Origin of the sequence: Micromonospora sp. WMMD812 (assembly GCF_027497215.1) — a bacterium.
Classification (GTDB): domain Bacteria; phylum Actinomycetota; class Actinomycetes; order Mycobacteriales; family Micromonosporaceae; genus Micromonospora.
In genome coordinates this window covers 2,660,305-2,673,280 of sequence record NZ_CP114904.1, presented here as the reverse complement: position 1 = coordinate 2,673,280, position 12,976 = coordinate 2,660,305, and the positions used below count along the sequence as shown (strand labels likewise).

General features: G+C 71.6%; 9 protein-coding genes. 7 read left to right on the top strand and 2 right to left on the bottom strand.

Going from position 1 to position 12,976, the window contains the following annotated elements; genetic code table 11:
- Positions 1–48 precede the first annotated feature (48 nt).
- Positions 49–1,257 (bottom strand): low temperature requirement protein A, encoded by a 1,209-nt coding sequence (locus O7603_RS12075; protein WP_281575805.1) that lies wholly within the window; start codon positions 1,255–1,257, stop codon positions 49–51.
- A gap of 200 nt (positions 1,258–1,457) precedes the next feature.
- On the opposite strand from O7603_RS12075, the gene O7603_RS12070 reads away from it, so the two are divergent.
- On the top strand, positions 1,458–2,984 hold the full coding sequence (locus O7603_RS12070; protein ID WP_281575804.1) for an alkaline phosphatase D family protein: 1,527 nt from the start codon (positions 1,458–1,460) through the stop codon (positions 2,982–2,984).
- Between the two features lie 12 nt (positions 2,985–2,996).
- On the top strand, positions 2,997–4,328 hold the full coding sequence (locus O7603_RS12065) for a hypothetical protein (RefSeq protein WP_281575803.1): 1,332 nt from the start codon (positions 2,997–2,999) through the stop codon (positions 4,326–4,328).
- 54 nt (positions 4,329–4,382) lie between these two features.
- Here the strand turns inward: O7603_RS12065 and O7603_RS12060 are convergent, their stop codons facing one another.
- The gene (locus tag O7603_RS12060; protein ID WP_281575802.1) at positions 4,383–5,045 is read right to left on the bottom strand and encodes a hypothetical protein; all 663 of its coding nucleotides are present in this window, start codon (positions 5,043–5,045) and stop codon (positions 4,383–4,385) included.
- Between the two features lie 175 nt (positions 5,046–5,220).
- Here O7603_RS12060 and O7603_RS12055 point away from each other — a divergent pair, with 175 nt between their 5' ends.
- The 5 genes from O7603_RS12055 to O7603_RS12035 all read left to right on the top strand — a co-directional run bounded on the left by O7603_RS12055 (position 5,221) and on the right by O7603_RS12035 (position 12,902).
- Positions 5,221–6,438, top strand: coding sequence for a HupE/UreJ family protein (locus tag O7603_RS12055; protein WP_281575801.1), 1,218 nt, complete (start codon positions 5,221–5,223; stop codon positions 6,436–6,438).
- 142 nt (positions 6,439–6,580) lie between these two features.
- On the top strand, positions 6,581–8,554 hold the full coding sequence (locus tag O7603_RS12050; RefSeq protein ID WP_281575800.1) for a metallophosphoesterase family protein: 1,974 nt from the start codon (positions 6,581–6,583) through the stop codon (positions 8,552–8,554).
- Between the two features lie 92 nt (positions 8,555–8,646).
- Positions 8,647–9,717: a DUF916 domain-containing protein gene (locus O7603_RS12045; protein ID WP_281575799.1), complete on the top strand. Its 1,071-nt coding sequence runs from the start codon at positions 8,647–8,649 to the stop codon at positions 9,715–9,717.
- 71 nt (positions 9,718–9,788) lie between these two features.
- Positions 9,789–10,703 carry an NADP-dependent oxidoreductase gene (locus O7603_RS12040; protein ID WP_281575798.1) on the top strand — a complete coding sequence of 305 codons (915 nt, stop codon included), beginning with the start codon at positions 9,789–9,791 and terminating at the stop codon, positions 10,701–10,703.
- 219 nt (positions 10,704–10,922) lie between these two features.
- The gene (locus tag O7603_RS12035) at positions 10,923–12,902 is read left to right on the top strand and encodes an ATP-binding cassette domain-containing protein (RefSeq protein ID WP_281575797.1); all 1,980 of its coding nucleotides are present in this window, start codon (positions 10,923–10,925) and stop codon (positions 12,900–12,902) included.
- Positions 12,903–12,976: the final 74 nt, after the last annotated feature.

Below are 12,976 nucleotides of genomic sequence, written 5' to 3'. Positions count from 1 at the left end.
CGGCACGCGGATGGTGTGGGTGCCGACGCGGCGTCGGCGCCACCGCCGTCAGGCGCGCAGGGCCTGTCGCAGGTCGGCGTAGCGCACCGTCTCCGCGGCGATGAGGGCCGCGAGGATGACGACCACGACGGCCAGCCCGACCAGCGGCGGAAGGGCGGCGGCGGCCGGCAGCCACGCCAGGAGGGCCAGGGTGGTGACCAGCCGCCCGACGTGTGGCCCGTAGTGCATGCGGTTGGCGAACAGCAGGTGACCGACGAGGTAGGCGGCGAGCCCGCCGCACAGGGCCGCCGCGTAGAACCACCCGAGAGGCTTGGCGTCGCCGGCGTGGGCCAGGACTCCCTCGATGCCGAGCGCCGCGAGGATGATGCCGGCGATGATCGGGAAATGGCCGTACGTGTACGCCTCGGCCGCCAGCAGCGTCCGCGCCTGTCCCTGCGCCTGCTCCAGCCGGTGCTCGTAGGCGGGTGACACCAGGTCGAAGTAGAGCCACCACAGGCCGATGGCGGCGGCGATGCCCAGGACGGCCGCGACAATGAGCGGCGCGTTGATCGGCTGGTTCGCGGCGCCGACGCCGATCGCGAGGATCGACTCACCGATCGCCAGGATGACGAACAGCCCGTGTCGCTCCGTCCAGTGGCTGGCGCTGTGGACGCGCCAGTTGCCCCGGCGCGAGGTGAGGTAGACGACGCCCCAGTCCACGGCGAGGGCACCCGCGAACAGCAGGGTCTGGCGCCAGCTGCCGAGGAGGGCACCCGCCAGCAGCAGGGCGGCGCCCGCCAGGGTGGGGATCCAGGTGATGGCGAGTTGATGGCGGAGGCCCGGATCGCCGGCCGCCGCCACCGTGTACACGATCAGGTGAACGGCGCGGACGACGAGGTAGGCGCACACCAGGACCAGCGGGCCGTCCAGGCCGCCGGGCGCGTCCTGCCACGCCTCCGGGATGGTCAGGTCGACGACGAAGATCGCGGCCATCGCGACCGACATGCCCAACCGGAGCAGACCGCTGTCGGCGCGGGCCTGGTTGCCGAGCCAGGTGTACCCGGACCAGGTCCACCACAACAGCGCGAGCAGCAGGAGACCCTGGACGACGCCGACCGCGCTGTGGGCCTCGGCCAGGTAGCCGGTGACGCGGGTGACCGCGAAGACGTAGACCAGGTCGAACAGCAGCTCGAACCGGGTCACCCGCTGCCCCTCGCCGGTCTGGTCGACGCCACCGAGGACCCGGCGGCCCCTTCGACGGCCACTCCCGTCCGGCATCCCGGCCTCCCGCTCTCGGCTCGATCCGACGTACCGATCAAACCGGTTTTCCGGGGAGCAGGCGGCCGGTTCGGCGTTCCCCTTGGGCCGTGTCACGGAGGGTGACGACACCAGACGGCCTTGGCGCGGACAGCGTCGTGTCACCTCAGATTCCGCGCCGCACCGGACGCCGTTCATCGACGATGTTGAAGGTATGGCACATGACAAGGCTTAGCCGTCGCATCTTCGTCCTCGGTGGACTCGCCGCCGCGGGCGCCGCGGTCGCACCCTGGCAGGGTGCCCGGGCCGCGGTGCCGTACCCCTTCAAACTCGGTGTGGCGTCCGGCGATCCGGCGCCGGACAGCATCGTCCTCTGGACCCGGCTGGCGCCCTCACCGCTCAACGCCGACGGGCAGGGCGGCATGGCCAACGCCGACGTGACCGTCGACTGGCAGGTGTCGACCAGCGCGAGCTTCTCCTCGCTGGTCGCCTCCGGCTCGGTGGTCGCCCGCTACGCCGACGCGCACTCGGTGCACGTGGTCGCCGGCGGGCTCGCGGCCGACTCCGACTACTACTACCGCTTCCGGGCCCAGGGACACATCTCCGCGGTGGGGCGGACGCGTACCGCCCCGGCGGTCGGCACCTTCGGCCGCGACCTGGTGATGGCCTTCGCCTCCTGCGCCCACTACGAGGCCGGCTACTACACGGCCTACCGACGGATGGCCGAGGAGAACCCCGGTCTGATCCTGCACCTCGGCGACTACATCTACGAGGGCGGCGTCAACACCTCCGCCGTCCGGCAGCACGTCGGCAGCGAGATCGTGTCGCTGGCCGACTACCGCCGCCGGTACGCGCTCTATAAGTCGGACCCGGATCTGCAGGCGGCGCACGCGGCGGCGCCGTGGCTGGTGGTGCCGGACGACCACGAGGTGGAGAACAACTACGCCAACATGGTCCGCGCCGACAGCAGCCCGACGCTGACCGCCGCGCAGTGGACCGCCCGGCGGACCGCGGCGTACCGGGCGTACTACGAGAACATGCCGCTGCGGCCGTCGTCCGCGCCGAGCGGCAACAGCATCCCGCTGTACCGCCGCGTCCGCTGGGGGCAGCTCGCCACCTTCCACATGCTCGACACCCGCCAGTTCCGCGACGACCAGGCCTGCGGCGACGGCTGGAAGGTCTGCACGGACGCCGACCTGGCCGCCCGGTCGCTGACCGGCGCGACGCAGGAGGCCTGGCTGCTCGACGGGCTGGCCCAGCACTACGGGACCTGGGACATCCTCGGCCAGCAGGTCTTCTTCGCCCGACAGTTCGAGGCCAACGGGGCGGCGAACATGGACGCCTGGGACGGCTACCGGGCCTCCCGCAGCCGCATCCAGACCGGCTGGCAGCAGCGCGCGGTGCGCAACCCGCTGGTGCTCACCGGCGACGTCCACCGGGCCTGGGCCAACGATCTCAAGGCCGACTACGCGAACCCGTCCTCCGCGACGATCGGCACCGAACTGGTCTGCACCTCGATCACCTCGGGTGGCAACGGCAGCGGCAGCACCACCATCCCGAACGCGGCGACCAACCCGCACCTCAGGTTCCACTCGGACCGGCGTGGCTACGTCCGGACCACGATCAGCCGCAGTCAGGTCCGCGCGGACTTCCGCGCGGTGAGCACGGTGACCGAGCACGGCGCGGCGGCGTCCACGGTCCGTTCGTTCGTCATTCTCGACGGCCAGCCCGGCCTGCAGGCCGGGTAGGAGGAGTCACCGATGAGCACATTCACGTCACTGCTGGCCGCGTCCGTTCTCGCGGTACCGGCCGTCACCCCCGTCGGCGCGCTCGCCGCCGGGCCGACCGCAGTCACCGCCGCGGCGGTCACCTGGACCACGGCGAACAGCACCGCCACCGGCGACCAGGACGTGCCCGCCATCGCCATGAACCGCAACGGTCACGTCGCGGTCGTGTGGGAGGACGACCGGGACGGCACTGCACCCGAGGACGACATCCACAGCGAGATCTACCTGCGCCTGTTCACCAACGGCACGTCCGCCTACGAGGTGAAGCTGTCCGGCGGCGGCACCAGCGGGGCCGCCTGGCGGCACATCAGCCCGGACGTGGGGCTCGACGACCGGGGCAACGCGGTGGTGGTCTGGGCCGCCGACGGCGACGGCAACGGCGTCTACAACATCCAGTACCGGGTGGTGTCGCCCGCCGGCGCGGTGCTCGGCTCGGGGCAGGTCAACGCCAACGACGCCGGCCAGCAGATCTGGCCGAAGGTGGCGGTCGACCCCGACGGCGCGCCCACCACCGCGGCGGTCGGCTTCGCCGTGGTCTGGGAGGACGTGCAGGGCAGCGCTCCCGCCACCGTCAAGGCCGCCGGCTACACGGCCGCCGCCACGAAGGCGTACGAGGTGACGGCCTCGCAGACGACGGGCGCGCACCACCGCCCCGACGTGGCGGTTTCCGCCTCCGGCGAGGCGCTGGTGGTCTGGGACGAGGACGCCGACGCGAACGGCGCGTACAACATCGGGCTGACCCGGCTGGCGCGGTCCAACGGGTCGGTGGTGCTGTCGCGGCGGACGGCCAACACGCAGAGCGGCGGGCAGCAGCAGCGGGCCTCGATCGCGGCCAACTTCGCCGGTGACTTCACCGTGGCGTGGGAGTCCGACCACACCGGCACCCGGGGCGTCTGGGAGCGCTCGTTCACCGCCGCCGCAGTCGCGCGGCACGCGGAGGTCGAGGTCTCCACGGGTACCGGCGCCACGGCCCCGGGCGTCGGCATCGACGACCAGGACAACGTCGTGGTGGGCTGGACGGTGCGGGGGAGCACCCCCGACGTGTGGGCCCGGGGTCTCAACCCGGACGGCACGGCCACCGGCCGGCTGGCGACCCAGGCGTTGAGCCAGACGACGACGGGCCGCCAGGAGCAGATGGCGGTCGCCGCGTCCCCGTGGGGCGAGGTCGCCGCCTGCTACACCGACGACAACGACGGCAACACCTTCGACCAGGTGCTCCTCGGCCTCGGCGCGACGAACTCCACCTGGCTGATGTCGGCCGAGGAGCTGCGCCGGCTGAAGGCGCGGGCCGCCACGACGGGCTGAGCCGAAGTGTGGCTCGGTGACCTCGCCGGATCCGGCGAGGTCACCGAGCACGGGTCAGTCGAGCCAGACCACGATCCCGGTCAGGTCGTGGAGCACGGCCGCGACACCCGCCCGGACGGCCGCCGCGCAGCGCTCCGGGGTGAACGAGTTCGGGTCGTACGTCGAGGACATGCCGAGCCCTTCACCCCGGAACGACGCGCCGGACCAGTCGACGGCGGTGACGTTGTGGGTGGGCTCGGCCAGTTCCGCGCCCACGACGAGGAACTGCTGCGACAGGTGGCTCGCGGTGACCAGCGCGAGCGGGTCGACGAGGTCGTTGCCCGCGCTCACGATGAGGTCCGGGCGCATGTCGACGGCCTTCACGATGCCGGGTACGGGGTCGTGCGCGTCGGCGACCACGGTCCGGAGGTCGGCGTCCTCGTCGTCGGCCCAGCCCTTCACCGCCGTCACGAGGGCCTTGGTCGTGGGCTCGTCACCGACGGTGAGCAGCACCACGCGGTAGTCCTTCGACGGGTGGACCCCACTCCACGAGCCGGGCCGGGGCGTGAGGGTCCCCTCCGGCGCGGGCCGGGTGGACGGGTCGACGAACCCCGGGCCGAAGGTGCCGACGGGGGAGGGCTTGGCATGCGGCCGCGACCAGTCGTCGCCGGAGCCGCATCCGGTGATCAGTGCGGTCGCGGCGGCCAGCATGGCAACGGCCCGAAGCGGGCGACGCAAGGCGGAGTCCTCTCCGGCGAGGGGGAAACTGCGGATACCTTCTTATCCCAATTCCGGTCGCCGTGAAATCGGCGGGCCGCCGTTCCCGCGGTTTGTTCGCCGGTGGTTCGCCGACGGTGGGACTGGTGTTCATCCCTGGCGTGCAACGTGCACTCGCCAAAAACGAGGGAGCACCATGTCGCGTACCATTCGCCGTGCCGTTATCACCTTCGTCGTCGGAATCGTGGCCGCGTGGCTGACACTTCTGGGTGCCACGCCGGCGCTTGCCCATGGATTTTCGTCGACGGTTTACGCGAACATCACACCGGGAGACGAGGGTCACATTCGGACGGAGTTGGAACTCGAATACGACCTTTTCGTCGTCTCCGCCGCCGACTACGAGCACGACGACCCGCTCTTCAAGGCGGGCACCGCCGCGTTCGAGGCCGGTGACGCCGCCGCGCAGGCCGCGGCGCTCAACACCCACCTGGCGGCGGCCGCGAGGTACGTCACCGAGCGCTTCTCGGTGACCTCGGGCGGCGGCGCGTGCGCGCCGACGCGGGTCGGCGACGTCACGATGGGCGTGCAGGAGGGTGTGCCGTACGCGCGTCTGCTGCTCGACTGGGCCTGCCCCGAGCAGGTCGACGCGCACGAGGTGCGCAGTGGTCTGTTCCCCGACTCCGAGGGCTACGTCAAGGGCACCAAGACGATCGTTACCTACGACCTCGACGGTCACTCCGGCAGCGCCGCGCTCGACGCCGATAGTCCGTCATTCTCGACCGGCCAGGCGTGGTACGACCGCTTTCGGGAGTTCTTCGTCCTGGGCGCCGAGCACCTGCTGACGGGGATCGACCACATCCTGTTCCTGCTGGCGCTCATCGCCGGGTCGCGGCGCCTGCGCGAGATCGTGCTCGCGGCCACGAGCTTCACCCTGGCGCACTCGGTGACGTTCATGGTCGCCGCCCTGGGCCTGGTCGACGTGCCCGCGGCGGTCGTGGAGCCCGTCATCGCGCTGTCCATCGCCGTGGTCGCCGGCTGGCACCTGTGGGGGATCTGGCGGCGCGGCGACCACGCGACGGACCTCGAGACGGCCGGAGGCGGCCACTTCAGCCTGGACCGTTCGGGCTGGCTTCGGCTCGGCGTCGTGTTCTGCTTCGGCCTCGTGCACGGCCTGGGCTTCGCCGGCGCGTTGGGCATCGACGAGGCGTGGTCGTGGACCCTGCTGTGGTCGCTGCTGGTGTTTAACGTCGGCATCGAGGCCGTGCAGTTGGCCGTCATCGGAGTCGTCTTTCCGGTGCTGATTGTGGTGCGGCGCACATTCCCGAGAGTCGGCCTCTGGGTCACCGGCGCGATTGCTGCTGGCGTGTCCATTATGGGCCTGGTCTGGTTCGTGCAGCGGGTTCTCGCATCCTGAGACACTGGCAGGAATTCCGGGACGTGCAACTGTCTGCCAGATCGCATTCATGGCCGGTTCATGATGCGGGTAAAGCGTGAGGAGGCTTTTTCGTTGCCTCGGGAAAGCATCCCGTATCCCATCGAAAAAAGGAAAGTAATCGATGGAATTCAGCACCACGACGCGAGCCTCCGGGCTGGTGCGGCGTCGCGTGGCCGCAGGGGCCACCGCGGGCGTGCTGGGTCTGACCGTAGCCCTCGGTAGCGGCCTGTGGGCCGCCGCCAGCGCGGCCGACCCCACGACGCTCAGCGGCGTCGTCCTCGGTGTCGGCGCCAACGAGACCCAGCGGATCGTCACCTGGTACTCGTCGGCCGACACCGCGCAGAAGATCCAGGTCGCCCCGACCGCCGAGATCGTCAACGGTGAGTTCCCGGCCAACGCCGTCAGCTTCGACGCTGTCGGTGGGGCGAACACCTCCACCAGCGGTTTCAACCGCCACGCCACGATCACCAACCTGCGGGAGAACACGGCGTACTCGTACCGTGTCGGCTCCGAGGGCAGCTGGTCGCCGGCGTACTCGTTCAAGACGCAGGACTTCGAGGGCGACTACGACTTCCTGTTCTTCGGCGACCCGCAGATCGGCTCGTCCGGTGACCGGCTGAAGGACCAGGCCGGCTGGGAGGAGACCCTGAAGGTCGCCACCGGCGCCAACCCGAACGCCGAACTGCTGGTGTCGGGCGGCGACCACGTGGAGAGCGCCAACGACGAGGGCCAGTGGACCTCGTTCATGGCGCCCGACCAGCTGCGTCAGTATCCGCTCGTCGCCACCATCGGTAACCACGATGTCGGCGGCAAGTCCTACGAGCAGCACCACTTCACCCCGAACACCGACCGCTCGGCCCAGTACTACAGCGGGGACCAGGCGACCCGGTCCGGCGGTGACTACTGGTTCGTCTACAAGGACGTGCTGTTCATCGACATCAACAGCAACAGCTACGTCAACCCCGCCGACGGCTCCCTCGGCGGCGACGCGGCGCACGTCGCGTACGTCACCGACGTCGTCAACAAGCACGGCGCCGAGGCCAAGTGGAAGGTGCTGGTCTACCACCACTCCATCTACTCTCCGGCCAGCCACGCCACCGACAGCGACAACAAGCAGCGGCGTGAGGACTTCACGACCGCCTTCTCCAACCTCGGCATCGACATGGTGCTGCAGGGTCACGACCACAGCTACTCCCGCAGCTACGCCATCAAGAACGGCCAGAAGGCGAACCCCGCGGAGCAGCCCGGCGCGGCCGAGGTCTACCCCGGTCCGGGCGGCGTCATCTACGTGACGGCGAATTCGGCCTCCGGCTCGAAGTACTACGACATCAAGAAGCCGGACAGCAGCGGTACGGGCATCCGAGGCAACGGACCCGATCCGCTGGACCCGAACAAGTACTGGTACAACTCGGTGCAGAACCAGGAGCACGTCCGCAGCTACGTCAAGGTGCAGGTGCGCTCGAACAAGCTGGTCCTCGAGAACGTCCGCAGCGGCACCTGTTCGGCGCCGAACGCGGCGGTCGAGAAGGGCCTGTCCTGCACCAACACCCCGGAGGGGCAGCCGGTCGGCTCGATCGTCGACAACGTGACGGTGCACCCCTACCACGGCTCGGGCCAGGACATCCAGGTCAACGTGCCCAACCCGGCCCCGGGTGAGTTCGGCTGGACGATCGACGGCTACAACGGTCTGGTCGACCTCGGCACCGCGCAGGAGCGCGACGGCGCCTACTTCGCGGCGAACGGCAAGATCAACCCGATCCTCGTGTCGGACAGCCGCCGCTCGCTCGCCCCGTGGTCGATCTCGGCCAGCGTGGGTGACTTCACCGACGGCGACAAGACCTTCTCCGGCTCGTACCTGGGTTGGACGCCGTACGTGCTCGACGCCGGTGCCGGCGCCGAGGCCGGGGCTCCGGTCCTGTCGTCCTACGACGACCAGGGCAAGGGCCTCTCGGTGTCGAGCGGTCTCGGCTCGGCCGCGCAGGGCCACCCCCGGGGCGGGGCGAAGCTCGGCGCCGACCTGGATCTGAAGATCCCGGACAGCGTCACCAAGGGCAGCTACCGCACCACCCTCACGATCACTGCGCTGAGCAGCTGATCGAACCGGCTCCATCGTGCGGGGTAGGCGCCTTCGGGCGCCTACCCCGCCACCCGTTCGCCACCTTCGCAAGATCACCCAGAGGACGAGAGATGCACGCGCCCGTACCGCGCTGGAAGACCAGGACCGCCACGCTCCTCCGTACGACCGCCCTGTCCCTGCTCGCCGTCGTCGCGGCCGCCGGTGTCGGCGCCGGCCCCGCCCTGGCCGCCGACGGCGACGTCGCCTGGACGGTCCGGACGGCCTCCAACGGTTACGGGGCCGACCGGTCCAGCTACAGCTACAACGTCAACCCCGGTGGTGTGGTCGAGGACGCCATGGTGGTGGCCAACCGGGGACCGGCGCCACTGACCCTCGCCGTGTACGCCGCCGACGGCTTCACCACCGACGCGGGCCAGCTCGACCTGTTCACCAAGGACAAGAAGTCGATCGCGATCGGCGCCTGGGCCCACGCCGGCACCGCCACCGTCACCATCCAGCCGGGAAAGACCGCCCAGGTCCCCTTCACCATCAGCGTCCCGGGCAGCGCCACGCCCGGTGACTACGTCGGCGGAGTCCTCACCTCGCTGACCCAGCCCGACCAGGCGCAGGGCGTCAACGTGGACCGGCGCCTCGGCATCCGGATCAAGATGCGCGTCGGCGGCGAGCTGAAGCCGAGCCTCGCGGTCGAGGACGTCCACGTGGACTACGCCGGCACGGTCAACCCGTTCGGCAAGAGCGACGCCACCGTCACCTACACGATCCACAACACCGGCAACGCGGCCCTGTCGAGCAAGCAGAACGCGACTGTCGCCGGGCCGTTCGGGTGGCTGCGCACCCAGGCCGGCGCGATCCAGGCGTCCCCGGAGCTGCTTCCCGGCGAGAGCTGGAAGGTGACGGTGCCGGTGGACGGCGTCGCGCCGGCGGTCTGGCTGGCGGCGACCACGACCATCACGCCGCTGCTCACCGACGCTTCGGGCTCCACCACCTCGCTGGAGCCGGTCCGTGCCACGGCGCACGGCCTGGCCCTCCCGTGGACGCTGGTGCTGCTGGTCGTCGTGGTGGTCGCCGTCGTGGTCGTGGCGCGCCTGCTCGCGCGGCGCAACCGGGCGCGGCGCAAGCGGCACGAGGACGACCGCGTGCAGAAGGCCGTCGAGCAGGCGCTGCGCGACCAGACCGCGTGAGAGCGAAGCCGGCTGTTGCCAAGCCGGAACCGCCGCGGCGAGGATGAGTGCCACGCGGAGGGAGTGATCACGTGCGCGCGGTGGCGGTGACGGCGGTCGGCGGTCCGGAGGTGCTCCGCCTGGTCGAGTGGCCCGAGCCGGTCGTGGGGCCGGGACAGGTGCTGGTGCGCGTCCGAGCGGCCAGCGTGAACCCCGCCGACCTGGGCTCCCGCGCCGGGGTCGTGGTCGGTGCACCCATCGCGCCGCCGTTCGTGCTGGGCTGGGACTTCGCCGGCGAGGTCGTCGGGTGTGGCGACGGGGTCACCGACCTGCGTCCCGGCGGGCGGGTCGCCGGCATGGTCACCTGGTACGAGACCCGGGGCGCCTTCGGGGCGTACGCCGAACTGGTCTCGGTCGACCGGGACTCGGTGGTCCCGATCCCGGACGACCTCGATCCGGCCGCCGCCGCGACCGTCCCGTTGAACGCGCTCACCGCGCGGCAGGCGCTGTCGCTGATGGACCTTGCCCCCGGCTCGACCGTACTGGTCAACGGGGTGAGCGGCGGCGTGGGCGGGTTCGCCGCCCAGCTCGCGGCGCGGGCCGGGCACCGGGTGCTCGCGGTGGCGGGCCAGGGCGACGAGGAGTGGGTGCGCGGCCTCGGCGTCGCCGAGGTGCTGCCCCGCACGACCGACCTGGCCACGGTCGGGCCGGTCCCGGCCGTCCTCGACGCGGTGCCGGTCGGTGCCCCGGCGGCGGCCGCGGTCGCCGACGGCGGCGTGCTGGTGACGACCCGTCCGACGCCGCCGGTGGATCCGGCCCGAGGGGTCCGCCAACACCTCGTCCTGATCCGGCTCGACCAGCCGATGCTTGCCGAGCTGATGGCGGCGGTGGCGGACGGCTCGCTGCGGACCCGGGTGGCGGCGACCGTGCCGCTGACCGACGCGGCGCACGCCCACCGGCTGGTGGAGGCCGGTGGGCTGCGCGGCAAGGTCGTCCTCGTCCCGTAGCGACCGGGTCGGAACGGCGGACCCGGACGAAGCCGGGCCCACCGCTGCGGCTCCGTGCGCTGGCCGAGAAGGAACAGCACCAGCGTGCCCCGCCGCGCTTGCGCGACTTTTTCGCCTCGATAACTGTCGGTGTCGTGGCTGATGCTATGAGCTACGAGAGGTGTCCTGGGCTCCAGAGGTTCACGACGACGGCCTGCCCCACCGCCAGGGAGGTACTCCATGACCGACACCGCCACCGCCGACGAGCAGCGAACTCCGACTCGGCAACCGGGCCCGGTCCGGGCGGAGTCCGTGTTGCCGGAGTTGCGGGCGATGTGGTGGGAGACGGGGGTGCGGGCGCGGGCGGAGGCGGGTCTGCTCGCCGTGTTCGCCGAGCTGCCCCGGCTGGTCTGGGGGGCGCTGCGGGTCAGCTGGCGCGCCGACCGGGCCCGCACCGGGGTGGTGGCCGCCGCCACGGTCGGCGCCGGGGTGATGGCCGCCTTCGGCCTGCTGGCGACGCAGCGCGTGCTGGTGGAGCTGTTCGCCAACGGGCCGACCGCGGACAAGGTGGTCGCCGCGCTCCCCGCGCTGGCGGCGCTGGCGGGCGTGACGGCCCTGCGGGCGGGCATGGGGACGGCGATGGGCTACGCCCAGAACGGGCTGAGCCCGAAGGTGGACCGGGAGGTCGAGCGGGGCTTCTTCGAGGTGACCACCGAGGTGCGGCTGGAGGCGTTCGACGCCGACGCGTTCGCCGACGACATGGAACGCGCGTCGCGCGGCGCCGAGTCGACGACCGACCTCGTGGAGGCGTCGATGAACCTGCTCGCCGGGCTGGCCGGCCTCCTCGCCGTCACGGTCGCCGTCGTGGTGATCCATCCGCTGCTGCTGCTGGCGTTGCTGGTCGCGACGGTGCCGAACGCCTGGGGGTCGCTGCGGGCCGGTCACCTGCGGTACGAGACCTACGCGGCCGGCTCGGTCCGGCGGCGGCGGATCTGGCTGCTCCACCGGCTGATGGCCGAGCGCGCCTCGGCCCCGGAGCTGCGCTCCTACGGGCTGCGCCGGTTCCTGCTCGACCAGTACGACCGGGTGATGGGCGTCGAGACCGACATCCAGCTCCGGCTGGCCCGCCGGGTCACCACGACCACCACGGTCGGGGCGATGATCGGGGGAGCCGCCACCGGCGCGGTCTACGTCCTGCTCGGGCTGCTGCTCGTCGACGGGCAGATCCCGCTCGCCGCGGCGGCGACCTGCGTGATCGCCGTGCAGGCCGCGCAGCGCGCGTTGGCCATCGTGACGGTCCACGTCGACCGCGTCTACACCGAGGGCCAGCACTTCGGCGACTACACCGGGTTCATGTCCCGCGCCGCCGCCTACCTGCCCGACCCGGCTTCGGACACGCCCGACGACGTGCCCGGTCCCGCGCCCGAGCCGCTGCGGGAGTTGGCGGTCCGCGACGTCAGCCTGCGCTACCCCGACCGGGACGCCCCGGCCGTCGACCGCGTGTCGCTGACGATCGAGGCGGGGCAGACGGTGGCGTTCGTCGGGGAGAACGGCTCCGGCAAGACCACCCTGGCCGCGATGATCGCCACCCTGCGGGCGCCCGACGAGGGCGTCATCTGCTGGAACGCGCGGCCGCTGTCCGAATGGGACCCGCAGGCGCTGCAGGCCCGCATCGCCGTGGTCACCCAGGAGTACCACAAGTGGCCGTTCACCGCGGCGACGAACATCGCCATCGGCGACGTCGACACCGAGCCCCGGCAGGACCGGATCGAGACCGCCGCCGCCCTCGCTGTCGCCCACGACATGATCAACGAGCTGCCGCACGGGTACGAGACGCTGCTCGACCGCACGTTCGCCAAGGGCCAGGACCTCTCCGGCGGCCAGTGGCAACGCATCACGGCCGCCCGCGGCTTCCTCCGCGACGCCGAACTGTTGATCATGGATGAGCCGTCGTCCGCCCTCGACCCCCGCGCCGAGGACGCGCTGTTCCAGGCCATCCGGGACCGGCGCGGCCGGGCGACGACGATCCTCATCACCCACCGGCTGGCCAACGTCCGTCACGCCGACCGCATCTTCGTCCTGCACCAGGGCGCGCTGGTCGAGGCCGGGAGCCACGACGAACTCGTCGCCGCCGGCGGCCGCTACGCCGAGTTGTTCGCCCTCCAGGCCGCCGGCTACGACGCCACCCACACGGACCCCGGCGCCGCACGTTTCCGATGAGCGGCCTGGACGAGCGCCCTGCGGCCTTGGGCGAGGCGCGCCCTGCGGCCTTGGACGAGGCGCGCCCGCGGCCC